Source organism: Streptomyces sp. NPDC048278, assembly GCF_040652195.1.
Classification (GTDB): Bacteria; Actinomycetota; Actinomycetes; order Streptomycetales; family Streptomycetaceae; genus Streptomyces.
This window is the reverse complement of record NZ_JBEZLP010000019.1, coordinates 54,315-79,179: the sequence shown is the minus strand read 5'-3', so window position 1 is coordinate 79,179 and position 24,865 is coordinate 54,315. Positions and strand designations below refer to the sequence as shown.

Below are 24,865 nucleotides of genomic sequence, written 5' to 3'. Positions count from 1 at the left end.
GTGGCGGGTCACGCGGCCGAGGCCTTGAGGTCCTCGTAGCGGTGGCAGGCCACGGTGACCCCGGCGTGGTCGGTGAGTTCGGGCCGGGTCGTCCGGCAGACGTCCTGGGCGAACGGGCAGCGTGCGGCGAAGTCGCAGCCCCCGTCGGTACGTCCCGGGGCCGCGGCGGCGACCGTGCGCCGTCGCTCCTCCTGGCGACGGCGCTGGACCACGGGGTCCGGGACCGGGGCCGCGGCGAGCAGCGCCCTCGTGTAGGGGTGGGCGGGATCGTCGGCGACCCGGGCGGCCGGGCCGCGTTCGACGACCCGGCCGGCGTACAGGACGACGATGGTGTCGCTGAAGTAGCGCACCACGGACAGGTCGTGCGAGATGAACAGATAGCTCAGGCCGCGACTCCGCTTGAGCCGGGCCAGCAGGTTGAGCACCTGTGCCTGCACGGAGAGGTCCAGGGCGCTGACCGCCTCGTCGCACACGACGAACTCCGGTTCCATCACCAGCGCCCGGGCGATGGCGATCCGCTGGCGCTGGCCGCCGGAGAAGGCGGCCGGATAGCGGTGGGCGGCACCCGGCGGCAGGCCGACGTCGGCCAGCGCCGTCATAACCCGCTCGCGGACGGCGTCCTCGGGCAGGCCGAGGTTGTAGCGCAGCGCCTCGGCGAGGGTGTCGCCCACGGTGTGCGCCGGGTTCATGGAGCCGTACGGGTCCTGGAAGACCACCTGCATACGGCGGGCCAGCAGCCGGCGGTCGGCACGTGTGCCGTGCGTGATGTCGGCGCCGTCGAACGCGACGCGGCCGGCCGCCGCCGGGACCAGCCCCAGGACGGCCGAGCCGATGGTCGACTTCCCCGAACCGGACTCGCCCACCAGGCCGACGGTCTCACCGCGCCGCACCGTCAGATCGACCCCGCGCACGGCGTGGACGGCCCCCGCGCGACGGCCCGGCCGGTGGTAGGAGACGCTCAGGGCGCGCACGTCGAGCAGGGCCGTGCCCGTGGTCGTGTCCATGCGCGTGCCCATGCCCGTGTCCGGCAGCGGGGCGGTGTCCCGGGTGTGTTCAGTCATGGATCGCTTCTCCGATCAGCTCGACGGGCCGGATGCACCGCGCCGAGCGCTCCAGGGCCGCCGACCGGGAGATGACGACGGGCTTTTCGCGGCAGGCGTCGGTCACCCGCGGGCACCGGTTCTGGAAGTGGCAGCCCACCGGCCACTCGGGCGGGGGCGGCACCGTGCCGTCGACGGCGGGCAGCGGCTCGCCCGGCACCGCGTGGTGCGGGTCGGAGGCGAGCAGCCCGGCCGTGTAGGGGTGGGCCGGCGCGGTCACCAGCGCGGTGACCTCCGCCTCCTCGACGACCTCGCCTGCGTACATCACCACGGCCCGGTCGCACAGGTCGGCCACTACCCCCCAGTCGTGGGTGATGAGGACGACGGCCGTACCGGCCCCGCGCAACTCCCGCAGCAGGTCGAGGATCTCGGCCTGCACGGTCACGTCGAGCGCGGTGGTCGGCTCGTCCGCGATGACGAGGGCCGGGTCTCCGGCCAACGCGGCGGCGATGCCGACGCGTTGGGCCATGCCCCCGGACAACTGGTGCGGGTAGCTCGCGGCGACCCGGGCCGGATCGGGCAGCCGTACCGTCCGGAGCAGCTCCAGGGCGCGCTGCCCGGCCTCCTTGCGGGAGCACCCGGTGTGGACGCGCACCGCCTCCGCGACCTGGGCGCCTGCCGTGAACGAGGGGTCCAGGCCGGCGATCGGATCCTGGGAGATCCAGCCGATCCGGCGGCCCCGGACCCGGCGCAGCGAGGCGGCGTCGGCCTGCGCGAGGTCGTTCCCCTCGAACCGGATGACGCCCGAGGTGATCTCTCCGCCCGCGGGGAGCATGCCGAGCACCGAGGTGGCGGTGACGGTCTTGCCGCAGCCGGTCTCGCCCACGATGCCCAGCACTTCGCCGGCCCGCAGGTCGAAGGAGACGTCCCTGACGACCTCGGTCGGGGTTCCGTCGACGGGTAGGGCGACGGTCAGCCCGCGGACCGACAGCAGGGCGTCCTCAGCGGGTTCGGCCACCGTGGTGACAGAGGTCCGCGGGGCGGTCAGGAGGGACCGCCGGGCCGAACGGCGACGGGACGGCGGCTTGTCGGCCGGGGGCGCGTACCGCTCGGCGAGGGTGTCGCGCAGCCCGTCGCTCAGCAGGCCGAGCGCCAGGATGAAGCTGATGATCATGAAGCCGGAGGGGATCAGGAGCCACGGGTCGGTGCCGATGTTCTTGGAGGCCTCGGCGATCATGCTGCCCCAGCTGGCCTCGTCGGTGCCCAGTCCGAGGAAGCCGAGCCCGGTCTCCAGCAGGACGGCGTAGGCACCGTACACGGAGGCCTGGACGAGGACCACGCCGGTGACGCGGGGCAGCACGTGGCGGCGGACGACGACCCGGTCCCGGATGCCGCTCGCGACGGCGGCCCGGACGTACAGCTCCTCCTTGACGCCGAGGGTGGCGGAGCGGACGACCCGGGCCAGCAGCGGTGCGCCGAGCAGGCCGTTGGCGGCCATGGCGGCGCTCTCGTCGTTCGTGAACACCGAGAGGACCACGAGGAGCACGATGATGACCGGCACGGCGGAGACCAGGTCGGCGGTCTTCAGGACGAGCCGGTCGAACCAGCCGCCCCGGTAGCCCGCGACCATGCCCGCCGGGACGCCGAGCGTCAGATAGACGACCAGCGTGACGAGCACGCCGAGGAGGGTGACCTGCCCGCCGTGCATCAGCCGGCTGAGCACGTCCCTGCCCAGCTCGCCGGTGCCGAGCCAGTGCGCGCCGCTCGGGGGTTGCAGCGCCGCGGTCAGGTCCTGCTCGTCGGGGCCGTACGGGGCGGTCCAGCCGGCCGAGAGGGTGACGAGAAGGACCAGCAGGAGGTAGGCGGCGGCGACCGCCGCGGCGGGCTTTCGGACGAACCGGGCGACGAACCCGCGCGGGTGGGCCGCCGGCCGCCGACCCGCACGAGCGGTCACCGCGAAGTCCACGCCCGTGCCCTTCACGTCTGCGGTGTTCATGTCGGTGCGCTTCATGTCCGCACCTTCGGGTCGAGCATCGTGTACACCACTTCGATCAGCAGGTTGACCAGCACCACGGTGACGGTGAAGACGAGGGCCACGCCCTGGACCATGGGGATGTCCTGGGTGGTCGCGGCTGTCACCGCCAGTCCGCCGAGACCCGGCAGCACGAAGAGGGTCTCGGCGAGCACGGTGCCGCCGAACAGCGTCACCACGACGACACCGAGGACGGTGACGATCGGGGCCGCCGCGTTGCGCAGCACGTGCCGGAAGATCACCGACCGCTCCGGGATGCCGCGCGCCCGCAGCACACGGACGTACTCGCGGTTCAGCTGGTTCAGCACGCCGTCCCGGGTCTGCTTCGCCACGGGCGCCGTGGCCGGCACGCCCAGGGTGAGCACCGGGAGCACCAGCGATTCGAACCACCCGGTCGGCGATTCGGTGAAGGGGACGTACCCCGTGGCCGGGAAGACGGGCAGCTGCACCGCGAACGCGGTCATCAGCACCAGGCCGAACCAGAAGTTCGGCACGGCGAGCCCGACCAGCGAGATGCCGTCCACGGCACGCCCCAGCCGGCCGCCCCTGAGCGCGCTCAGGACACCGAGCGCGACGCCCGCGACGGCGGCCACCAGGATCGCGCCCCCGATGAGCGACAGCGTGACGGCCAGCCGGGAGCCGAGCTGGTCGCTCACGGGCACGCCCGAGGTGATCGAGTCGCCCAGGTCGCCGCGGAGGGCGTGGCTCAGCCAGTCCCAGTAGCGGACCGGCAGCGGATGGCCGAGCCCGAGCCGGGCGTCGACTGCCGTCACCTGGGCGGGGCTCGCGTTCGCGCCCAGGATGGTACGGCCGGGGTCGCCCGGGACCAGGGTGGTCAGGACGAACGTCAGAACGGTCACGCCGAACACCACGGGGACGGCGCCGACGAGCCACCGGAAGAGGATCCTGTGCACGGTGCCTCCTACCTGGTCGCGTAGAAGGCGAGCGGGCTGGCGAACGGCGCGCCCGCGCTGACCTCGACGCCGCCGGTGCCGGGCCGGACGTAGTAGTTGACCGGGGTGAAGGCGACCGGAGCGAACCAGGCGTTCGTCACCAGGTACTCCTGCATCTGCCGGTCCAGTTCGGCGCGTTCGGCGGGCTTCGCCGCGGCGGCCCTGTCGAACAGGTCGGTGAGTTCGGGCGCGGTGGAGCCGAAGCCGTTGAAGACCTTCGAGCCGGGCATGAACAGGTCCAGGCCCTCCAGGTACATCGGCTCCTCGGTGAACCCGCCGGAGACCGCCGGGTACTTGTGGTTGGTCTGGTTCTCCACGAAGGAGGTGATGCTGGTGACCGCGGTGACCTTCACCTTGATGCCGACCTTCGAGAGCTGGCCGGCGATCGCCTCGGCCATCGTGTCGAATCCGACGAACGTGGCCGCCAGGACCGGCAGTTCGAAGCCGTTCGGGTAACCGGCCTCCTTGAGCAGCTGCCTGGCCTTGGCGGGGTCGTAGGCGTAGTGGTCGGCGAGGTCCGCCGAGTAGCCGTCGCCGCCTTTGATCACGGTCTGCACGGTCGGCGTGCCGCCGGAGCCGAGCAGTGCCTTGGTGACGGCGTCACGGTCGATGGCGTAGTTGACCGCCTGGCGCACCCTGACGTCACCGAGCGGCTTGGACACCTCTCCGCCGCGGTCGATCAGGCTGAGGCCTTGGAGGATCACCGGCAGGCCCACGGTGCTCATACCGGCGGACTTCGCGGAGGCGGCGGAGGTGTAGTCGCCCTTGTAGACGTCGATCTGGCCGGTCTTCATGGCGTTGACCGCAGTCTGGCCGTTCTGCACGATCCGGATCACGATCTTCTTGTAGTGCTGCTTGGACTTGTCGTAGTAGCCCGGGTTGGCGGTGTAGGCGTAGTGGTCGCCCGCCACGCTGTCGGAGGGCGAGTAGACGTAGGGGCCGGCTCCCTGACTGGCCTCGGCCGGCGTCAGGTGGGCCGGGTCGGCCAGGCCCTTGGGGCTGATGATCTGGCCGATGCCGTAGGACTGGGTCAGCAGGGTCGGCAGGATCGGGTTCGCCTCGGCCAGCCTGATGGTCAGTCCGAGGTCGCCCGAGGTCTCGATCGTCGCGTCCGTGAGGTAGTGGGCCTGGTTGCCCTGCGCCTTCCTCGCGTACTCCAGCGACGCCTTCACCGCGTCGGCGGTCACGGGCGTGCCGTCGGCGAACCTGACGCCGGAGCGGAGCGTGATGGACAGCTGCCTGTTGCCGGTGCCGACGTATTTCCAGGACTTGGCGAGCGCCGGCTCCACCTTGCCCTCGGGGGAGAGGTAGAAGAGCGATTCGTACGACAGCATCGTGAAGTCGACGAAGCCGAGGTCGAGGCTGCCCGGGTTGAGCGTGGGCGGGGCCTGCTGCTCGGCGACGGTCAGGGTGTCGCCCGCCACCTTGGTGCCGCCGGTGGAGCCACCACCGGCGGCGGTGCCTCCGCCGCACGCGGCGAGCGTGAGAGTGAGAGCGGTGCAGAGGGCGGCGAGGCCGCCTCCGGCACGGACGGACCGGTGGCCTCTCGGCGCGGTGGATCGGGGTGCGGCATCGTGGGACGTCATTGTCTCTCCTTGCTGTGGCCGGGCGGGCGTGGCCGCGGGCTCGGGGCGGGGCACGGACAGCGGCCGGCCCGCTCCGGTGGTCGGTTCCGGTGGTCGGCTCCGCGCGCCTCGGCGGAGGCGCAACGGCCGTGCAGGCCAGGGGTGTCAGTGGCCTGGAGGCGTGTTCCGGACCTGGACCGCGGGAGCCGCGGGTGCCGGTGGCATCCTGTGGGGCGTACGCCTGCGCCTGTGCTGCGGGAGTGGGCGAGTCGGCCGACGGGCCGAAGGGGGAGTGGTCGCGTCGCGTGGGACCGCCGCGCGGCCACGGCCGGGAGCCGTGTGGGGCGGGCGGTGACTGATGAGCGGCGTCGAACCGGAGGTGCTCCCGCTGCTCGCGAGGGTGGTGCTCAGGGGTACTGCCGCACCGGGGGCTGGCCGGTGGACCGGGACGGGGGCGACCCGGTGCTGCAACCCTGCTGAAACCGTGCGGCGGTGTCTACGGGTCGTACAAGACCAAATGGGTCGGGGAACCGAAAGATAAGCATGCGGGCCGCGTGGTGTACAGCGGTGCTGCCGTGCCGGGCGCGGCCCGCCGGGCCGGAACCGAAGCCGCCTCAGCCCAGGAGACCCTGCAACGAGTCGGCGGTCGCGCGGACCAGATCGGTCCAGCCCAGGAGCGTCTCGCGGGACTCCAGGTAGGTGATGGCCGAGACACTGACGCCGCCGATGACGGCCCCCTTGGCGTCCCGTACCGGCGCGCCGACGCAGTGCACGCCGATCTCGTTCTCCTCCCGGTCGAGGGCGAAGCCCTGTTCGCGTACCCGCGCGAGCTCGGTGCGCAGGGCGCCGGGTTCGGTGATGGTGTGCTCGGTCCGGGCCGGCAGCCCCACCCGGTCCAGCAGCGCGGTGAGTTCGTCGTCGCCCAGGCCGGACAGGATGCACTTGCCGATCGACGTGGCGTGCAGCGGCAGTTGCATGCCCACGCGGGACGCCGTCTGCACCGGCTTGGGGCTGGCGACCTTGATCAGGCAGGTCGCGGCGTCCCCGGTGCGCACCCCGAGGTGCACGGTGGTCCCGACCCGTCTGCCGAGGACCTCCAGTTCGGCGCGCATCACCTGGTCCTCCTCGCAGCCCTGGGTGACCCGGGCGGCAAGGGCCCGCAGCCGGGGGCCGGGGCCGTAGCCGCCGGTGCCGTCCGAGGCGAGGAAGGACGTCGCCACCAGGTTGGTGAGGATGCGGTGCGCGCTGGCCTTGGGTACTCCGGCGGCCGTCGCGACGTCGCCGAGCCGGTGCGGGTAGCCGGGTGCCACGGCGGCTTCCAGCAGGTTGAGCGCCTTGTCCGTGGCGTTCCCCGCGAGCGAGCTGCGGCCTCCGCGACCGCTCGCCCGTGGGTCCTGCGGAGTTTCGATCCCGGCCATTGACAGGCTCCCGTCGCACGGTTTCACTGATGGACGTTCCACTAGAGGATACGCCATTCCACGTAACGGAACATCGCCCCGGAGTGGCGAGGCCGGAGGGCTGCCGGCGCTCGCCCCGGAGGATTCCGGGCTTCTCTGCGAGACCCACTGAGAGGACAGCACACCGTGGCTGAGAAGGTCCACCAGGTACGCACCACCCCGGAACAGATGGCAGAGATCGAACAGCAGTGGATCGACGAGGTCCGCGAGGACCAGGAGCTCACCGCCTTCGGTCTCTACCCCCAGCCCTCGCGCGGCAGCGTGGACGCCCGGGGCAGCTACCAGCTCTACCTTCCCCCGCAGTACGAGACGGCCCCGGAACAGCGCTTCCCCGTCGTCTACTGGCTGCACGGCGGGTTCGGCAACGCCCGTCAGGGTTCGGCGATGATCGCGCGGATCGACAAGGCCATCCGGAACGAGGTCATGCCGCCGACGATCGTCGTGGTCCCGCAGATCCTGCCGATCGGCTGGTACGTCGACTCCAAGGACGGCGCCCGCCCGCTCGCCCAGATCACCGCGTTCGACCTGGTCCAGCACATGGACGCCACCTACCGCACGATCCCCGAGGCCGCCGCCCGCACCGTCGAGGGCTTCTCCATGGGCGGGTTCGGCGCCCTGCACCTCGGCCTGAAGTACCCGAAGGTCTTCGGCAAGGTGTCCGCGGTCGCCCCGGCGATCCTGCGCGACCTCAAGGACGAGCCCGAGGACCGGGTCAACAACACGTACTTCGGCGACCAGGAGTACTACGACCTCTGCCACCCCTGGAGCCTGGTCCTCGCCAACGCCCCCGAACTCCGCCGCACCAGCCAGGTCCGGCTGCTCTCCGGCCGGCTGGACACCCGCCTCGCGCCGACCATCCGCGACCTGGACGTCCGCTTCACCGAACTCGACGTCCCGCACGACTTCTTCGAGTTCCCCGACGCCGACCACGAGTACGCCGACATCATGGACGGCTACGGCGACAAGTACTACGCCTGGTGGCGCACCGCCTGACGGCACGGCACGGCACGGCACCGTGCACGGCGTGGGAGGCCGGTCCGGTTCCCGCGGCCCGACCACGGCAGGGGAGCCGGGTCCGCCGCCGGGCACCCGCATCCGCATCCGCGTCCCGGCCGACTGAGCGCGGAACGACGTACCGCTGCTCCCGGGCGACGACCGCGGCGTGAGCGGAGGGGGCGGAGGGGGCGGCCGGGGCCGAGCCGGTCGTCGGGGAGTACGCCCGCGAGGCGGCCGGTCGCCACGGGGCGTCGCGGCGGAACTCCCGACGCAATCCTGGCGACAGCCGACGCCGCCGCCGCGAGCGCGCAGCGCACCGTTCCCCGCGCCGGCCCGGCCGCGCACCCGGCGCCCAGGGACTTCCACAGTCCCGAGGCCCCTGCCGCTGGACTCCCCGCATGCGCTGGACCGGCCGCGGACCGAGGGGACCGGCCTCCCTCGGCGCGCCCGGCCCTGTACCCGGGCCGACTTCGCGGCGACCGATCCCGGCGGCCCGGATCCGCCCGCCCGGCCCGCGACCCGTACCCACCGGCGCCGGGTGTCCGTGCGGCCGGGCCGCCACCGCCGACACCCCCCTCGTGCGGACCACCACCTCGTGACCCCCACCCCTTCGTTTCCCGTGTCGAAAGGCAGCAAGACCGTGCGTCTGACCCCCCTGACCAGCCTCACCCCCGAGCAGACCGAGCTCCTCGAAACCATCGTCGGACCCGGAGGCGAAGAACCCCCGCCGCCCTTCCTCGTCTGGGCGCGCAACATGGAACTCGCCCACTGGGTCGAGAACCTCGGCCGCTACTGCCGTAACGAGTCGCGTTTCCCGCAGCGGTTGCGTGAGCTGAGCGTGCTGATCGCGGGCCGCCACTTCGACAGCCAGTCCGCCTGGAACGCCCACATCCAGCAGGCGGTCGCGGAGGGCGTCCCGGCCGAGTGTCTGGAACGGCTGGCGCGCGGCGAGGACCCGCGGTTCAAGGCCGAGGACGAGCGCGTCTTCCACGCCTTCGCCCACGAGATGCTCTACGACCACTTCGTCAGCGACGAGACCTACGCGCGGGCGCTGGCGCTCTTCGGGGAGGAGGGGGTGCTGGACCTGATCGGCTGCATCGGCAGCTTCTCCATGTCCGCGATGATGCTCAACGTCTTCCAGGTCCCGCTGCGCCCGCATCTGCCCCGCCCGTTCGCCGACGTGGACGGCTTCCGCAAGGTCACCGGGGGCGAGGCCTGATGCGTTCGCCGCTCCAACTGCTGGACGGACTGCTCGCCGGACCGCTCGACGCGGAGGGCACGGAGAGCGTGGCCCACCGCCTGGTCCTCGGCGGCCCGTTCGGCGCCGAGCCGGCCGACGTCTCCGCCGCGCGTCTCGCGCACTTCGCCGACGCCGGCGGGCTGCTGGTCGAGACCTCGCACAGCTACGCCAGGGGACAGGCCGAGGGGGCGATCGGCCCCTGGCTGCGCGGAAACCCCGGCACGCTCGGCGTGGCGACCAAGGTCGGCCACGACGTCACCGGCGCGGACATCCCCCTCACCCGGGACACCGTCCACGACCATGTACGGGCCGCACTGCGCAGTCTCGGCGTGGAGACCATCGACGTCCTCCTCTACCACTGCGACGACCTCGACCGGCCCGTCGCCGAACTCGCCGAGACCCTGGTGAGCCTCGTCGAGGCCGGATACGTCCGACGCGTCGGCGCCTCCAACTGGCAGGCGCGGCGCCTCTCCGAGCTGGCGACCGAACTGGCCGGGCGCGGCCACACACCGGTGGCCAGCTACCAGTTCTGCCTCGCCGAACCCGACCCGGCCCTGCTCGGCGGCAGCCTGCACGCGGACACCGCCGTCCTCGACGTGGTCCGCGCACACCGGCTGCCGCTGTTGGCCTGGTCCGCGCAGGCCCGCGGCTACTTCGCGCGCACCGAGCCGCGAGAGGTCGACGGCAGGCCGGACCCGTTCGACACCGAGGACAACCGTGCCCGACGGCAGCGCTGCCGTGAGCTCGCCGGGCAACTGGGCACCCGGCCCGAGACGGTGGCCCTGGCCTGGTCCCTCCGGCAGGCGCGGGTGTGGCCGTCCGTCGGCCCGAGGACCACGGAGCAGATCGACCGCTCGCTGACGGCCCGCCGGGTCCGTCTGACCGACGACCAGGTCCGCTGGCTGCGGCACGGCCGGTGACACCCGCCGCCCGCCGGACGGACTCCCCGCACGTCGGCCGCCGCATCTCCCCGAGGGCGGCGGTCTGCGTGGTGTCCGTCGCCGCCAACTTCATGGCGATCATGGACACCACGACCGTCAATGTGGCCCTTCCGGCTCTGGGCCGCGACTTCGCCGTGGACAGTTCCGGTCTGAGCTCGGTGAACGTGGGCTACCTCGCGGCCATGGCGGTCTGCATCCCGGTCTCCGGCTGGCTCACGCACCGCTGCGGCACCCGGCGCACCGCACTGGCCGCACTGCTGCTGTTCACTCTCGCCTCGGGCCTGTGCGCCACGGCCGGCTCCCTCGGGACGCTCACCGGCTACCGCGTGCTGCAGGGTGTCGGCGGCGGCCTGCTCGGCCCTGTGGGCATGACGATGATGCTGCGCGCCTTCCCCGTCGCCGAGCGGCTGCGCGTCCAGCGGTACGTCATGCTGCCGACCGCCGTCGCCCCGGCCATGGGCCCGGTGCTGGGCGGCTGGCTGGTGGACACCGCCTCCTGGCACTGGGTCTTCCTCGTCAACGTCCCCGTCGGCGTGCTCGCCCTGCTCTTCGGCCTGCGGGCCCTGCCCGACTTCCCCGGCCCCGGCGCGCCGCGCTTCGACCTCCTCGGCTTCCTGCTCACCGGCGGCGGCCTCGCTGCGCTCCTGTACGCCCTGACCAGGGCCCCGGACCGGGGCTGGGGCAGCGCGTACGTCCTCGTCCCGCTGGTGGCCGGTGCCGTCCTGCTGGCGCTGGCGACGCCGTGGCACCTCCGTACCCGCCACCCCATGATCGACCTGCGGATCCTCCACGACCAGCTCTTCCGCACCACCCAGCTGTCCCTGCTCCCGATGGGCGCCGCCTTCCTGGGCGTCCTCTACCTCTACCCGCAGTTCCTGCAGAACGGCCTCGGCTACGACGCCCTCCACTCCGGCCTCGCCACCTTTCCCGAGGCCCTCGGCATGCTGACGGCCGCCCAGCTGGCCCCTCTGCTGCACGACCGGGTCGGCCCGAGCCGTCTCATGGCGGCCGGCGGCACCGCGGCCACGGGCGTCATCGTCTTCCTGGCGGCCGAGGCGGGCACCCTGCCGTCCGCCGTGCTCTACCCGTCCATGTACCTGCTCGGCTGCTCGGTGGGGCTCCTGTTCGCCAACGGCCAGAACGCGGCCTTCGTCACCGTGCCCGCCGCCCGCACCGCCGACGCCACGACGCTCCTCACCATGCAGCGGCAGCTCGCCGGAGCCTGCGGGGTGGCCCTGGCCGCCACCCTGGCCGACGGCGGCTTCCGCACCGGGCTCCTCGCCATGGCGGCGGTCAGCGGGTGCGCGGCGCTCCTCGCCCTGCGGGTCAGCGACCGGCGGGTCCGGGACGGCTGTCGCGCCGACGCCGCCCGCGACGCACCGGAGGAGTCGGTGCAGCCGGGCCGCACGGCGGAGCCGTGACGGCGGACCGTTTACGGGGCGTCCCGGTGACCGGGCGCGCGTTACCCGATTCATCCTGCCGGGTCAAGTCACGATCCCTCGGAACGTGACCGTGCGAGGTCCGTCGGGCCTACTTGAAGTGCGGGCCTCACCGGAAAAGAAATCCGGAACACACATGAGGCAGAACGGTGGGACTCGAATTCGCACCGGAATTTCAGGGGCCGACAGAAAGCCCCGTGTATCGACAGGAGAGAATCCATGAACCGTGTTTTCCGTACCAGCGGCAAGAACAGTTCCGGGCGTCGGCGCTTCGGTCTGGCGGCGCTCGCGGCCTCGGCCGCGGTGGTCGTCGGCGGAGTGGTCCTGCCGGCGTCCGCCGCCATGGCCGCACCGATGCCCGCCGCGCCTGTCGTGAGCTTTGTCCACGGTGGCGGCGCCGGCGGTGACGGAGGTGCCGGAGGCGGCGGCCTCATCGGCGGCGGCGGGGGCTCCGGCGGCTCCGGCGGCGGCAGCGTCCTGGGCGTCGGCGGCGACGGAGGCCGGGGCGGCAACGGCGGCAACGGCATTCTGTCCGGCGGCGGTGGGGGCGGCGGGGGCGGGGGTGGCGACGGTGTCGTAGGCGGCAACGGAGGCTCCGGCGGCGACGGCGGGACCGGCCTGTTCGGCGGCAGCGCGGGCTCCGGCGGCTCCGGTGGCTCGGGAATCCTCAAGGGCGGCAACGGAGGCAAGGGCGGCAACGGAGGCTTCGGGGTCTTCCAGGGCGGCTCCGGCGGCAAGGGCGGCGCGGGCGGGCTCGGCCTCCTCTTCGGCGGCCTGGGCGGTGCCGGTGGCGCCGGCGGCGGCAGCCTCTTCTGACCGTCCCGCCCGGTGGGGGCGGAGACCGAACGGCCTCCGCCCCCACCGCCACCCGCCCCCAGATCCGATCAAGAAATACGGAGAACCCTCATGTCCACAACTCGCTGGCAGCGTCCGTTCGTCCTGGCGGTGGCCTCGGTGGCCCTCGCGGCCGGCACCGCGTGCGCGGCCCAGGCGGCGCCCGGTGTCGCACCGGGCACCGGCCGCACGGCACCGGTCGCCTCGTCCCACTGCGGCCAGGGCGGGGAAGGCGGCAAGGGCGGTGCGCCCGGCCGGCCGGGGGAGCCCGGCAAGCCCGGCAGCCCCGGCTGCCTCACGTTCGGCGACCTGCCCGACAAGCCGAAGTCGGATCTCACCGGCCTGGACAGGGCACGGATCGTCCTGACCGTGGAGACCGGGAAGGCGAAGAAGGCCGACGTCATCAAGAAGTACAAGATCTCCGAGAAGGAGTTCGACACCTGGGACCGGCAGTTCCGGGACGGGGACTGGGCCGCGCTGCTGGGTCTGGATTCGCTCTTCGGCTCCTGAATGAATTCCCCGGCGCCCCGGCCCGGTGCGGGCCGGGGCGTTCTGGCCTGTTCCACGGCGGAAGCCGCTGTACGGAAAACAATTCTCCTGGAAATGAGGAATGCCATGCGTATGCGTTCTTGGAAGGCCCGCCTCGGACTCACGGCTTCGGCCGCCCTGGCCGCCGGTGTCGCGGTCGGCGTGCTGGCACCGGCCGCGTCGGCGGCACCGGCACCGCAGAGCCTCACGGCTGCCACGGCCGCGCGGCAGCTTCCCGCCGACAGCACCGGGCCGGGCGCCGGTCACGTCCGGTTCGGCACGGTCAGCGCGGGCAACGGCAGCGTGCGGATCGGCGACCGCGTCTGCGCGGGCAACTGCAACGGCACCGTCAACGGGGGCGACAGCGGCCAGGGCGGGGGGATCTGCGCCGGACTGTGCAACGGCAGCGCCAACGGCGCCGCCGGCACGGCAGGCGCCCCCGGACGCCAGGGCGGCACCGGAGGCACGGGCGGGATCTGCGCCGGGATCTGCGGCGGCAGCGCCAACGGCGGTACGGGCGGCACGGGCGGAGTCGCGGTGGGCGCAGGCGACGGCGGCCGGGGCGGCACGGGCGGCACCGGCGGGATCTGCCTGGGACTGGGCTGCGCGACCGGCGGCCGAGGTGGCACGGGTGGCGATGGTGGCACCGGTTGACCGCCGAGGACGAGATGAACGATTCGCGGCCGGCTCTTCAACTGACCCGCGGTTCAGCGGAGTCGGCCTCACCAACTGACCCGCCGTTCAGCAACCGGCCATGGTTCGGCGAAGCCGGGTACAGATTGCGTCATAGTCCGAGCCGGAACTTGAATTGGTCTGGACAACCCTGTCACTCTCCTCGCGTGTGGATCCGCCTCTTCCGCCTGAGAGCTCGTCTACTCCGCATCCTGGTCCCCGCGGCGATCGGCGTCTCGGCCGTCGTCGGAGCCGGGGTCATCGCCGTCGGCCGGCCCGCCGCGGCCATGGGCGCACCCGCCGCGGACCGCTACGTGGACATCGCCTCGGTCCCGCGGACCGTACCGCCCGTCATCGGAGCGGACGCCGCCACCGGCACCTACACGGAGGACTGCGGCCGCAACCTCGACGCCCACCGCAACGCCGACAACCTCGTGGCCTCGCCGGGTGTCACGGGCTCGGCCCACCACATCCACGACTACGTGGGCAACGTGTCGACCAACGCCATGTCCAGCAACGCCGAACTGGCCGCGGCCCGCACCACCTGCCTCAACGGCGACCGTTCCACGTACTACTGGCCCGTGCTGCGCCGGCTGGACCGCACGGGCACCGACCTGCACGCGGTCGGCGGCGGCCCGGACGGCAACACGGGCCGGATCCTGACGCCGTCCTCGGTCGTGATCGAGTACCGGGGCAACCCGGTGAGCAAGGTCGTCGCCATGCCCCGGTTCCTGCGTCTGGTCACCGGCGACCCGGTCGCGCTCTCCACGGGCGGCGCCAACGTCCGTGCGCAATGGGGTTGTTCGGGCTACCAAGGCCGCTTCACCACCAGGTACGCGGTGTGTCCCGAGGGCAGCGGACCGACCCGCACCCTGGACTTCCCCAGCTGCTGGGACGGCCTGTCCACCGACAGCCCCGACCACCGTACCCACGCCGTGTTCCCGACGGCCGACGGAGTCTGCCCGCACGCCACCTTCGCCGTCCCGCAGTTGCGCATCACGCTCACCTATGCGGTGCCGGCCGGCGTCCGCTACGCCGTCGACTCCTTCCCGGAGGAGAAACGCGACCCGAGCACCGACCACGGCATGTTCATCGACGTCATGACCGACCCTCAGATGGCCACGCTGGTCGACTGCCTCAACCAGGGCAGGCACTGCCGGGCGGCATGACCCGCGCCGGCGAGGTCCGTGGAGAAAGTCCGCACCGGATCGAACCGGCCCCGGTCACCATCCGTTTATGACGCGTCAGCCCAGGAGAGGACGGGAGAAAATGGATGGCGGCGCTGTGGTCCCGCGCACGGGGCAAGCAGAGAACGAGCGACGAGGTACTCATCCGGTCCTTGTACGAGGAGCACGGCAGAGCCCTTCTCGCCTACGCCCAGCGGCTCACGAACGACCACGCCGCCGCTGAGGACGTGGTCCAGGAGACCCTGATCCGCGCCTGGAAGAACCAGGAGTCACTGCTCAACGGCAAGGGCTCGGTGCGCGGCTGGCTGCTGACGGTGGCCCGGAACATCATCACCGACCGGTACCGCGCCAAGGCCGTGCGGCCGACCGAGGTCGCCGAGTCGGTGGCCACCACCCCGGTGGCGAAGGACCACGCGGACGGCGTGGTGGACTCGATGCTCGTGATGGAGGCCCTCGACCGGCTCTCCCCGGACCACCGGGACGTGCTCAACGAGATCTACTTCCAGGGCCGCAGCGTCGCCGAGGCCGCCGAGTCTCTCGGAATACCTCCCGGCACCGTCAAGTCCCGATCACACTATGCCCTGAGACAACTGAGGGACCTGTACAAGGAACAGCCCACGACAGCCAAGCTCGTCGCGCTGAAGGAGGTGGCGGCATGAGCACCAAGGAACACGAGAGCGCGCTGCTCGGCGCCTATGTCCTCGGCACACTCGACGAGCAGGAGATGCGTGCCGTCGACGAGCACGTCGAATCGTGCGACCGATGCCGCGAAGAACTGGACGGATTGCGTGAGATGGAGTCGGCACTCGGCGAAGTGCCGCCCGAGGCGTTCCTCGACGGTCCGCCGGAGGGCGGGGACCTGCTGCTCCAGCGCACGCTGCGGCAGGCACGCAGCGAACGCGACGGCGAGGTCCGCAGGCGTGGCGCCGTCCTGGCCGCGGTGGCCGCGGTCGCGGCGGCGGCCGTCCTCGGTGGCGGGGTACTGATCGGCAAGAGCATGGGCGGTACCGCCGACGAGGTCGCGGATCCCCCGCAGTCCTCGGTCTCGGCACCTGCCACCCTCCCCCCGGCCGGCACCAGGGTCGCCTCCGGCACCAGCACCGCCACCGGCAGCCGGATGACGCTCCGGGTGACCCCGGCCGCCTCCTGGGTCAGGGTGAACGCCTCGGTGGCCGGCATCCCGGTGGGCGAGCACTGCCGCCTCGTCGTGGTGAGCAAGGACGGCCACCGGGAGATCGCGGGCAGCTGGGTCGTCGCCGACAAGGACAAGGGCGCCAACCTCGACGGGTCGGCGGACATCGCGATCGACGACGTGGCGAAGATCCTGGTCGAGAACGAGCGGGGCACGGAGTACGTGTCCCTGAAGGTCTGACCCCGCACCCTTCCGGCATCACCCGACCACCGGGCGGTACGGCCGCGCGCCCGCCTCGCGCGGCCGTTCCGCCCGCTGCCTTTCGCCGCGGCTCCTCCCGGGCGAACGGGGACCTGGTCAACGGACCTGCGCCGTCGGCGCCAGGACCCCGCGCTCCCGCACGGCGAACGCCAGCGCGAGGTCGGCCGCTCGCCCCACCCCGTCGCCCTCGGCGCGCACCGCCCGCCCGAGGTCCCGCGCCGCGTCCACCACCCGGCGTTCCCCCACCCGCTCCAGCGCGACCCGCACCCCGGCCGCGTCCAGGCCGTGCCGCGGCAGATGCAGCCCCACACCCCGCCGCCGCACCAACTCGCCCCACATCGGCTGGTCGAGCGTCCCGGACAGCACGAGCGAGGGCACCCCGGCCCGGACCACGGACCCGGTGGTCCCGGAGCCGCCGTGGTGCACGGCGAGACGGCAGCGGGGGAGCAGCGCGGTGAGGTCCGCGCTCTCCAGCAGCCGGACTCGCGACCGGTCACCGACCGCGTCGGCGGGCAGCACGGCCCAGCCCGCGGTCACCTCCGCGCGCAGCCCCAGCTCCCCGGTGGCCCGCTCGATCATGGCCAGAACGGCCGCGGGATCGGCCGGCGGCGTGCTCCCGAAGCCGAAGTAGACGGGGGGCTCCCCGGCGTCCAGCCAGCTCTCCAGCCCGGCGTCCAGGCCGTGTTCGGCCACCGCCGCCCGGTCCTCGCCGGTCAGTTCCAGCCACCCCGCGAACGGCCGGTACGCGGGCCACTCGATGCCCGGCGCCAGCAGCCTGCTGTAGCCCTGGATCTCCAGCGCGTCCAGCATCCGGGCGCGCTGCGGGGTGGAGAGGTCCGTGGGAGCCAGTCCGAAGGCCTCGCGGAGCCTGTTGACGCCCTCGCGGCGCGACTGCCAGGAGGCGTGTTCGTAGACGAGGTGCGTCTTGCGGTTGGCGCCGGGTCCGGTGCCCGCGCGGCTGGTCACGAACGGGTTGGGCACCGCGTCGTTGGCCCGCACCGGGAACAGGTGCAACAGGGCCAGCGGCAGCCTGCGGGCCTCGGCGATCAGCACCGCGGCGTCCTCGGTCAGCGAGCCGGAGACGATGAGGTCGGCGCCTTCGCAGGCTCGGTACAGGGTGCGCGCGATGTCGGCGGTGTGCGCAGCCATCACCGTGCGCAGCCCGGCGAGGAACTCCGCCCCGTCGCCGGAGGTGGCCCAGCTGCGTTCCGGTGCCGGGGCGGACAGGAACTCCCGCCAGTCCACGGGCAGTTCCACCAGGTGCAGGCCGGCGGAGCGCACCATGCCGGCGAGCCCGGCCGGGACCGCCAGCACGGGCGTGTGCCCGCGTCGGACGAACTCCCGGCCGAGCGCCACCAGCGGCTGGACGTCGCCTCGGGTGCCGTGGGTCATCAGGACGATACGCAGGGCCTTCATGGTGTGGTCACCTTCCGTGGATTCCCCCCGTCACGGGAGCGCGGCCACAACACGAGGGTCGGCCGGATATGGTTCGGCCCTTCCGCAGTGGGACAGACCACAGCAGCCGGCGGGAACCGGATCCGCACCTGGCGCGTAGGAGTCGTCGCAAACCTCCGTCGGGAAATCGTCACCCGCTGTTTACGCGTGTCAGTTTTACGGCGAAAGATAAGTGATGAGAATTGACGACCGCATCCCTGGATAAACACACGGGAAAGTTTGCGTCGAATGTTCGCCGACTGTGCGGCCAATGTCCGAAATGCCATTAAAAAGCCAGGTCAAAGTGGTGGAAGTGGCGGTTCCGGTCGCCGTTGACAATGGACTGGACCACCCGTACGTTCTTGAGTGTGCAACAACGTCTGGCTGGTCATTCGCCGGCGTGATCGGTCTTTTGGTGTACCCCCTGTTCCCCTGCTGCAGGACGGCCCAATGACGTTCGTCATCGCACGGCAAAATTCACTTCTTTCCGGTCTCCGGGATCTTTACGAAAAAGATCCGCACCGGCTTCTCTTCACCTTTGTCGACGACCATGGCGAGGACGCCGAGACGCTCCGGGCCGCGGAACTCGCCGAAGCGGTCGACGACATCGCCCGCTCCCTCTCCTTATGGGGACTGGTCCCCGGAGACCGGGCCGTGCTGGTCTACCCGCCCTCGCTCGACTTCGTGAAGTCCTTCATGGGCTGCCTCGCGGCCGGCGTACTGCCCGTGCCCGTCTACCCCCCGAACCCCTTCCGGCTCAGCCGGGACCTGGCCGGGTTCACCGCGATCGCCGAGAGCTCCGGGGCCAGGGCCGCCCTCACCAACGGCCTCTTCGACCGCAGCCGCCGAACCGCCTCGGTCGGCCGCCTGCTCGGCCGCTCCGAACAGGTCTGGCCCCGCATCCCCTGGTACCGCACCGACCGCCGCCCCGGCCCCCGCAACCGCGGCGCCTGCGACCCCGACGCCTGGTACCGGCCGGCGGACCCCGGCGACACCGCGTTCCTCCAGTACACCTCCGGCTCCACCGGCACTCCCAAAGGCGTGATGGTCACCCACGGCAACCTCCTCCACGAGATCGCCGCCAACATCGCCGACCTGCGCCTGAACGACGACACCAGGGGCGTGTTCTGGCTCCCCCAGTACCACGACATGGGCCTGGTCAACGTCATCCTCAGCACCGCCGTCGGCAACTCGGCGACACACATCCTGTCGCCGCTCACCTTTCTCCAGCGGCCCTGGCTCTGGCTCGACGTCATGTCCCGGGTCCGCGCCACGATCACCTCGGCGCCGAACTTCGCCTACGAACTCGCGGTCCGCAAGACCTCCCCCGAGATGCGCGCCGGCTGGGACCTCTCCGCCCTGGAGATGGCCGTGACCGCGGCCGAACCGATCCGCACCCGCACCGTCCGCGCCTTCCTCGACGCCTTCGCCGTCAGCGGGATCAGGCCCGACGTCTTCTACGGCGCCTACGGACTGGCCGAGAACACGGCGAGCGTCACCAACCGAGGCCAGGGCGTACTGCGGCTCGACAAACAGGCCCTCGCCGAGGGTGACGTCGTCCCCGCCGAGGAGAGTCCGCACGCCCCGGGGCGGACCGCCGAGTACTACGGCTGTGGCTTCTCCGGCAAACCGGGGGACCGGATCCGGATCGTCGACCCGGAGACCCGCGCCCCCTGCCCGCCCGCGCGGGTCGGCGAGATCTGGGTACGGTCCTCGACCACGGCCGCCGGTTACTGGAGCCGGCCGGAGGCGACCCGCGAGACCTTCCACGCCACCGTCACCGGCGACGACGACCCGACCCGGTACCTGCGCACCGGCGACCTCGGCTTCCTGCACGAGGGCCAGCTGTTCGTCACCGGCCGGATCAAGGACCTCATCATCGTCCGGGGCCGCAACGTCCACCCCTCCGACATCGAGGACAGCGTCCGGGAGTGCCACGAGGACGTACGGCCCGGCGGCGTCGTGGCCTTCTCCCTCGCACCGGACGAGACCTTCCCCGGTGACGTCCCCGGCGACGGCGTCGCCGAACGCCTCGTGGTCCTCGCCGAGACCGGCCGCAAGCGGGTCGACGCGGACCTCGCCGCCGAGATCTGCGCCACCGTCCGCAAGTTCGTGTACGCCGACCATCAACTCGACTGCCACACCGTCGTACTGGGCCGCCCCGGCCTGGTCCGCAAGACCACCAGCGGCAAGGTACGCCGCCGGGCGTGCAAGGCGGCCCTGCTGAGCGGCGAGACCGACCGCGAGACCGGCACCCTCCTGGTCTCGGTCCAGCAGGCAGCCACCCCCGGCAGGCCCCCCGGGGACATCTCGTGAACCCCCACGGCCCGGTCTTCGCGACCGGCCCCCACGACCCGCGCCTGTACGACGTCGACGACGACTTCCGGCGCGTCCTGATCGACCTGTCCGCGCTCACCGTGGCCTCCGCCGGCCGCCGCGACCGCTTCTTCCACGCCACGTCGACCGCGGCCCGCGGCACCCTCACCGTGCTCGACGCCCCCCTGCTGCCCGCCCACGGCTTCCTCCGCCCCGGCCGCCGCTTCCCGGTGCTCGCCCGCTACAGCAACTCCGTCGGCACCGACGACATCAAGCCCACCGTCCGCGGCCTCACCCTCCGCCTCCTGGCGGACGCCACCGGCGACACCGGACTCCTCGACCTCACCCTCAACACCGGCCCCACCTTCTTCGCCTCCACCGCCGAGATCTTCCGCCGCACCTTCGGCACCCCCGAGGAACGCGCCGCCGTCATCGGCGAGCGGCCCGAGATCCGCTCGACCATCTGGAACAACATCCGGACAGCCGGCTCCTACGCCACCTACGACTTCTACTCCCAGGTGCCCCAGGGCTTCGTCACCGCGGACGGCCGCCACCGGCTCATCCGCTTCCGGGTGTTCCCCGTCCAGGAGCCCCTGGTACGGGGTGACTTCGACCACGACGGCCTGTGGTGGCCGCCGGACGCCCCGAACGAGATCCCCCGCCCGGCCGGCGACACCCGCGAACCCGCCCTCCTCCGCGCGGAGTTACAGACCCGCCTGCGCACCACCGGCGTCCGCAACACGCTCCAGGCCCAGCTCCACCCCCTGGACGGCGACCCCGGCACCACGGAGACCGCCCTCGACCCGGCCCGCGCCTGGCCCGAGAACCGCTGCCCCTGGTTCGACCTCGCCGAACTGCGTCTGGACGCCCCCGCCGACCCCGAGACCGCCGACCGGACCGCCTACGACCCCGCCCTGGCCCCGCCCGACCTGGGCATCGCCCTCGCCCGCTCCCCGTACACCACCGCCTCCCTGAACCACCTGCGCGCGCTGGTCTACCGGGCCGCCTCCCACGCCCGCCGCGGCGAACCGCAACCACCCGAACTGGCACGGCTGCTGAGGCCCGTCCGGCCGAACCCGGCAGGCCCCCGCAGGGTCGTGGTGGTGGGCGCAGGCCCGAGCGGCCTGACCGTCGCCCGCGAACTGGAGCGGGCCGGACACCGAGTCACCGTCCTGGAGGCCGCCGAAGCCGTGGCCGGAAAGTGCGAGAGCGCGGAGATCGACGGCCATGCCTACGACCTCGGCGGCCACATCTGCACCAACCAGTACGAGCGGGTCGCCGAACTCGTCACCGAACTCGGCGTGGCCACCGAACCGACCACGCCCTACCGGATCCTCGACGCCGAGCGCGGCACGACCACCCCGCAGGACACCTCCTTCTTCCGCAGGGACACCGTCCGCCGCTACCGGGCGCTGCGCGCCCGCGAGTTCCCCCGCATCGGCGAGCCCGGCCTCGCGCACTCCGCGAAGGCCCTCGCCGCCCCCGTGCGGGAATGGCTCGCCGAACACGGCCTGGAAGCCATGGCCGCGTCCTTCGGCACCGGCTGCACGGCGGCCGGCTACGGCTACCTCGACGACGACCTGCCCGCGCTCTACTTCGTCAAGTACGCCGAGATGACCGGGCTGCTCGGCAGCAAGCCCGAACTCCTCGGCCACCCGGGCGCGTTCACCGTCAAGGGCGGCTTCGCCACCCTGTGGCGCCGGGCCGCCGAGGAACTGCGGGACCTGCGACTCGGGGCGCGCGTCGAGTCCGTCGAACGGCACCCGGGCGGCGTACGGGTACGCACGGCAACGGAGTCGGTCGAGGCGGACGACCTGGTGCTCACCGTCTCCCTGGACCGCGCGCTGCCGTGGCTGGACGCCACCGACGAGGAGCGCGCGCTCGCCGCCCGGATCCGGGACCGCGCCTACCACACCACCGTCGCCACCGCCTCCGGCCTGCCCGGCGCCGCCTTCCACTTCCTGAAGCAGCACAACGACAGCCCGACCGCCACCGGCCACTGCGTCGCCTACCACCACCGCTACGAGGACAGCGACATCCGCACCTTCTACTCCTACGGCCGTCCCGACGACGTCGCCGCACTCCTGCGCGAGGACGTCGAGGCCCTCGGCGGCCGTCTGGAGGAGGTGCACCTGCGGCGTGCGTGGGCGTTCTTGCCGTACTTCGGCACCGACGACCTGCGCGACGGCGCCCTGGACCGCCTGGAAGCGTTGCAGGGCCGCCACCACACCTACTACGCGGGCAGCCTGCCCTCCTTCGAACTGGTCGAGTGCGTGGTCGCCCAGGCCCATGAGCTGGCCCGCCGGCACTTCGCGGCCCCGGCCCGCACCCCGACCGCCCCCGACCGGACGGCGACCGCCGCCGAGCCGGGCGCCGGACTGTCCGTGACCGCCGTACGCGACTGGCTGGTCACCCACATCGCAGCCGAACTCCGCCTGCCCGCAACCGAGGTGGACACCAGTCGGCCACTGGAGGAGTACGCCCTGGAATCGCCGTCCGTGGCGGCGCTCCAGGCCCGGCTCTCCGACCGGCTGGGCTACCGCATACCGCACACCCTCTTCCTGGAGGTGCCCACCATCGACGCCGCGGCCCGATTCCTCGCGGAACCCGAACCCGACACGGCGGACGACGACCCGCCCGCCACCCGTCTCGTCCCCCTCAACTCCCCCCGCCCCTTCTTCTGCGCCGGCGGACTCGGCGGCTCCGCCCTGTACCTGACCGCGCTGGCCCGCGCACTCGGCGACGGCCGCCCGTGCCACGCCTTCGAGATACCCGGCCTCGACGGCAGGGAGGAACCCCTCGACGACCTCGAGACACTCGCCTCCCTCTTCGCCGACGCGATCCAGCGCGTCCAGCCGCACGGCCCCTACCTCCTCGGCGGGCACTCCTTCGGCGGAACGGTCGCCTACGAGGCGGCCCGGCTGCTGCGCGAACGCCGCGAGCCGGTCCACCGCGTCGTCCTCTACGACACCTACGTCCCGCTGCCCGGCCGGGGCGCCCCCGCCGACGACGACCTGCGAGCCGTGGAAGAACTCCTCGCCCTCCGCCACATGGTCTGCCTCGCCCTGGACGCCTGTAGCTGCGGAGTCGACCGGTCCCGGCCCCTGACCGACCAGGGCGCACGGATCGCCCGGGCCCTCGGCGCCCGCGACCCGGAGACGTACGAGGCGCACCTCGTCAACCTGGTCGCCACCTACCAGGCGGGCCTGCGCGCCTTCGCCCTCTACGAGCCGGGCCCCTCGGACCTCTCGGTGCTGCTGGTGAAACCGGAGGCCGGATTCGCCCCGCTGGCCCGGGAGGACCACCGCGTCCCGATGCACTTCGAGACACCGAACGGCTGGGACACCGTCGAACTCGGCGACCTGACCGTCGTCCCGGTCACCGGCAACCACTTCACCCTCTTCATGCGCCCGCACCTGACGGCCGTCGCCGAAGCCACCCGGAACGGTCTGAGGCGGGCCGGATGAACACGGGACAGCGGACCGATGCCGCCCGCCACTACGACCCGGCCGACCCCGCCGTCCAGGCCGACCCGTACCCGCTCTACCGCGCCCTGCGCGAGACCGATCCCCTGCACTGGAACCCCCCGGGCTTCTGGTTCCTCACCCGCCACCGGGACGTGCACGCACTGCTGCGCGACCCCCGGCTCGGGGCGGACAACGGCAGCGGCGGCGCGGCGCAGGAGAGCGCCAGGACAGGCGGGACGCAGCCCGAGCGGATGGCCGGCGGCGACACACCCTCCATGATCCTCATGGACCCGCCCGGCCACACCAGGCTGCGCGCACTCGTCAACAAGGCGTTCACCCCGCGCTCCATCGCCCACCTGCACGAGCGGATCCAGCGGATCACCGACCGGCTGCTCGACCGCTGGCCACCGGGGGAGGAGGGCGACTTCGTCGCGGACTTCGCCTATCCGCTGCCCCTGGAGGTCATCTGCGAGATGCTCGGCGTGCCCGAGGCCGACCGGGACGACGTCCGGGACTGGTCCGAGGACATGGCCCACCTCGTCGACCCCGTCGTCACCCCGCAGACGGTGGCGCGGGGACTGCGCGGGCGGCGGCGGCTCGTCGAGTACTTCGGCCACCTGGCCGCCGAGCGCCGCCGCGCCCCGGGCGACGACATCCTCAGCGGGCTGATCCGCGCCGAGACCGAGGGCGACCGGCTCACCTCCGACGAACTGCTCTCCACCGCCGCCCTGCTGGTGGTCGCCGGACACGAGACCACCGCCAACCTGATCGCCAACGGGATGCTCGCCCTGCTGCGCCACCCCGGCCAGCTGGAGCTGCTGCGGTCCTCCTCCGGACCGGGCCTGATGCCCTCGGCGGTCGAGGAGATGCTGCGCTACGACGGCCCCGCCCAGGCCGTGGGCCGGCGCGCGCTGACCGACCTGGAGCTGCACGGCGTACCGGTGCCGCGCGGCAGCCGCCTGGTGCTGAGCCTGGGCGCGGCGAACCGGGACCCGGACAGGTTCCCCGACCCGGACCGGTTCGACGTCACGCGCCCGGACAACCGGCATCTGGCACTGAGCGGCGGCGCGCACTTCTGCGTCGGCGCACCGCTCGCCCGCATGGAGGCGACCGTCGCCTTCACCGCCCTGCTGCGCCGGCACCGGCGCCCCGAACTCGCCGCCGAGCCCCGCTGGCGCCGGCGCACGGGCCTGCGCGGCATGCGCGAACTACGCGTCCGGGTCTGAGCCGTGACGAGGAGAAACGCCACCGACGGCGGACCGCCGTGCACTGCCGTGCTCCGGCCGTGGCCGTATCGACGGCCGGGCCCGCGTCGGGCGGCGCCCAGGTCATGACGATGCCCGTGACCCACGCATCGAGGTAGGTCCCGTC

The 24,865-nt window shown here is 72.6% G+C and carries 19 protein-coding genes; 13 read left to right on the top strand and 6 right to left on the bottom strand.

Annotated features, from left to right (window positions below; genetic code table 11):
* Nucleotides 1–8: 8 nt before the first annotated feature.
* The 5 genes from AB0D74_RS29325 to AB0D74_RS29305 form a co-directional block, all read right to left on the bottom strand.
* Nucleotides 9–1,061: an oligopeptide/dipeptide ABC transporter ATP-binding protein gene (locus AB0D74_RS29325; protein ID WP_362593451.1), complete on the bottom strand. Its 1,053-nt coding sequence runs from the start codon at nt 1,059–1,061 to the stop codon at nt 9–11.
* Complete coding sequence (locus tag AB0D74_RS29320) at nt 1,054–3,051, bottom strand: dipeptide/oligopeptide/nickel ABC transporter permease/ATP-binding protein (RefSeq protein ID WP_362593448.1); 1,998 nt, start codon at nt 3,049–3,051, stop codon at nt 1,054–1,056. Before AB0D74_RS29320 ends, AB0D74_RS29325 begins: the two co-directional genes overlap by 8 nt.
* A complete protein-coding gene (locus AB0D74_RS29315) occupies nt 3,048–3,986 on the bottom strand; it encodes an ABC transporter permease (protein WP_362593444.1) in 939 nt (312 codons plus the stop codon). The genes AB0D74_RS29320 and AB0D74_RS29315 overlap by 4 nt, the downstream gene beginning before the upstream one ends.
* 8 nt (nt 3,987–3,994) lie before the next feature.
* Nucleotides 3,995–5,611 carry an ABC transporter substrate-binding protein gene (locus AB0D74_RS29310; protein WP_362593441.1) on the bottom strand — a complete coding sequence of 539 codons (1,617 nt, stop codon included), beginning with the start codon at nt 5,609–5,611 and terminating at the stop codon, nt 3,995–3,997.
* Between the two features lie 593 nt (nt 5,612–6,204).
* Nucleotides 6,205–7,008, bottom strand: a complete 804-nt coding sequence (locus AB0D74_RS29305) for an IclR family transcriptional regulator (RefSeq protein ID WP_362593438.1) — start codon at nt 7,006–7,008, stop codon at nt 6,205–6,207.
* Between the two features lie 165 nt (nt 7,009–7,173).
* Between AB0D74_RS29305 and AB0D74_RS29300 the strand changes: the two genes are divergently transcribed.
* The 10 genes from AB0D74_RS29300 to AB0D74_RS29255 all read left to right on the top strand — a co-directional run bounded on the left by AB0D74_RS29300 (nt 7,174) and on the right by AB0D74_RS29255 (nt 16,256).
* Complete coding sequence (locus AB0D74_RS29300) at nt 7,174–8,040, top strand: alpha/beta hydrolase-fold protein (RefSeq protein WP_362593435.1); 867 nt, start codon at nt 7,174–7,176, stop codon at nt 8,038–8,040.
* A gap of 643 nt (nt 8,041–8,683) precedes the next feature.
* Nucleotides 8,684–9,262 (top strand): carboxymuconolactone decarboxylase family protein, encoded by a 579-nt coding sequence (locus AB0D74_RS29295; protein WP_362593432.1) that lies wholly within the window; start codon nt 8,684–8,686, stop codon nt 9,260–9,262.
* On the top strand, nt 9,262–10,203 hold the full coding sequence (locus tag AB0D74_RS29290) for an aldo/keto reductase (RefSeq protein ID WP_362593429.1): 942 nt from the start codon (nt 9,262–9,264) through the stop codon (nt 10,201–10,203). The genes AB0D74_RS29295 and AB0D74_RS29290 overlap by 1 nt, the downstream gene beginning before the upstream one ends.
* On the top strand, nt 10,200–11,645 hold the full coding sequence (locus tag AB0D74_RS29285) for a DHA2 family efflux MFS transporter permease subunit (RefSeq protein WP_362593426.1): 1,446 nt from the start codon (nt 10,200–10,202) through the stop codon (nt 11,643–11,645). The genes AB0D74_RS29290 and AB0D74_RS29285 overlap by 4 nt, the downstream gene beginning before the upstream one ends.
* Before the next feature lie 237 nt (nt 11,646–11,882).
* Nucleotides 11,883–12,479 carry a hypothetical protein gene (locus AB0D74_RS29280; protein WP_362593422.1) on the top strand — a complete coding sequence of 199 codons (597 nt, stop codon included), beginning with the start codon at nt 11,883–11,885 and terminating at the stop codon, nt 12,477–12,479.
* Between the two features lie 90 nt (nt 12,480–12,569).
* On the top strand, nt 12,570–13,007 hold the full coding sequence (locus AB0D74_RS29275) for a DUF1153 domain-containing protein (protein ID WP_362593419.1): 438 nt from the start codon (nt 12,570–12,572) through the stop codon (nt 13,005–13,007).
* 105 nt (nt 13,008–13,112) lie between these two features.
* Nucleotides 13,113–13,679, top strand: a complete 567-nt coding sequence (locus AB0D74_RS29270) for a hypothetical protein (protein WP_362593416.1) — start codon at nt 13,113–13,115, stop codon at nt 13,677–13,679.
* A 185-nt stretch (nt 13,680–13,864) separates the two neighbouring features.
* Nucleotides 13,865–14,866, top strand: coding sequence for a DUF1996 domain-containing protein (locus tag AB0D74_RS29265; RefSeq protein ID WP_362593413.1), 1,002 nt, complete (start codon nt 13,865–13,867; stop codon nt 14,864–14,866).
* A gap of 104 nt (nt 14,867–14,970) precedes the next feature.
* Nucleotides 14,971–15,543: a sigma-70 family RNA polymerase sigma factor gene (locus AB0D74_RS29260; RefSeq protein ID WP_362593410.1), complete on the top strand. Its 573-nt coding sequence runs from the start codon at nt 14,971–14,973 to the stop codon at nt 15,541–15,543.
* Nucleotides 15,540–16,256 carry a zf-HC2 domain-containing protein gene (locus AB0D74_RS29255; protein ID WP_362593408.1) on the top strand — a complete coding sequence of 239 codons (717 nt, stop codon included), beginning with the start codon at nt 15,540–15,542 and terminating at the stop codon, nt 16,254–16,256. Before AB0D74_RS29260 ends, AB0D74_RS29255 begins: the two co-directional genes overlap by 4 nt.
* A gap of 117 nt (nt 16,257–16,373) precedes the next feature.
* Here AB0D74_RS29255 and AB0D74_RS29250 read toward each other — a convergent pair whose 3' ends face one another.
* Entirely contained in the window at nt 16,374–17,693 is a 1,320-nt protein-coding gene (locus tag AB0D74_RS29250; RefSeq protein WP_362593405.1) for a nucleotide disphospho-sugar-binding domain-containing protein, read from the bottom strand.
* A 468-nt stretch (nt 17,694–18,161) separates the two neighbouring features.
* Between AB0D74_RS29250 and AB0D74_RS29245 the strand changes: the two genes are divergently transcribed.
* The 3 genes from AB0D74_RS29245 to AB0D74_RS29235 are packed head-to-tail and all read left to right on the top strand — an operon-like array spanning nt 18,162 to nt 24,720.
* Entirely contained in the window at nt 18,162–20,027 is a 1,866-nt protein-coding gene (locus tag AB0D74_RS29245; RefSeq protein ID WP_362593401.1) for a fatty acyl-AMP ligase, read from the top strand.
* Nucleotides 20,024–23,494, top strand: a complete 3,471-nt coding sequence (locus tag AB0D74_RS29240; RefSeq protein ID WP_362593399.1) for an alpha/beta fold hydrolase — start codon at nt 20,024–20,026, stop codon at nt 23,492–23,494. Before AB0D74_RS29245 ends, AB0D74_RS29240 begins: the two co-directional genes overlap by 4 nt.
* Nucleotides 23,491–24,720: a cytochrome P450 gene (locus AB0D74_RS29235; RefSeq protein ID WP_362593396.1), complete on the top strand. Its 1,230-nt coding sequence runs from the start codon at nt 23,491–23,493 to the stop codon at nt 24,718–24,720. The genes AB0D74_RS29240 and AB0D74_RS29235 overlap by 4 nt, the downstream gene beginning before the upstream one ends.
* Nucleotides 24,721–24,865 lie beyond the last annotated feature (145 nt).

Bases quoted from the DNA above. Each gene is read 5' to 3' on its own strand.
- AB0D74_RS29275 (WP_362593419.1), top strand. From the start codon at position 12,570: ATGTCCACAACTCGCTGGCAGCGTCCGTTCGTCCTGGCGGTGGCCTCG.
- AB0D74_RS29255 (WP_362593408.1), top strand. From the start codon at position 15,540: ATGAGCACCAAGGAACACGAGAGCGCGCTGCTCGGCGCCTATGTCCTC.
- AB0D74_RS29290 (WP_362593429.1), top strand. From the start codon at position 9,262: ATGCGTTCGCCGCTCCAACTGCTGGACGGACTGCTCGCCGGACCGCTC.
- AB0D74_RS29245 (WP_362593401.1), top strand. From the start codon at position 18,162: ATGACGTTCGTCATCGCACGGCAAAATTCACTTCTTTCCGGTCTCCGG.
- AB0D74_RS29310 (WP_362593441.1), bottom strand. From the start codon at position 5,611: ATGACGTCCCACGATGCCGCACCCCGATCCACCGCGCCGAGAGGCCAC.
- AB0D74_RS29270 (WP_362593416.1), top strand. From the start codon at position 13,113: ATGCGTATGCGTTCTTGGAAGGCCCGCCTCGGACTCACGGCTTCGGCC.
- AB0D74_RS29260 (WP_362593410.1), top strand. From the start codon at position 14,971: ATGGCGGCGCTGTGGTCCCGCGCACGGGGCAAGCAGAGAACGAGCGAC.
- AB0D74_RS29320 (WP_362593448.1), bottom strand. From the start codon at position 3,051: ATGAAGCGCACCGACATGAACACCGCAGACGTGAAGGGCACGGGCGTG.
- AB0D74_RS29325 (WP_362593451.1), bottom strand. From the start codon at position 1,061: ATGACTGAACACACCCGGGACACCGCCCCGCTGCCGGACACGGGCATG.
- AB0D74_RS29250 (WP_362593405.1), bottom strand. From the start codon at position 17,693: ATGAAGGCCCTGCGTATCGTCCTGATGACCCACGGCACCCGAGGCGAC.
- AB0D74_RS29305 (WP_362593438.1), bottom strand. From the start codon at position 7,008: ATGGCCGGGATCGAAACTCCGCAGGACCCACGGGCGAGCGGTCGCGGA.
- AB0D74_RS29235 (WP_362593396.1), top strand. From the start codon at position 23,491: ATGAACACGGGACAGCGGACCGATGCCGCCCGCCACTACGACCCGGCC.
- AB0D74_RS29280 (WP_362593422.1), top strand. From the start codon at position 11,883: ATGAACCGTGTTTTCCGTACCAGCGGCAAGAACAGTTCCGGGCGTCGG.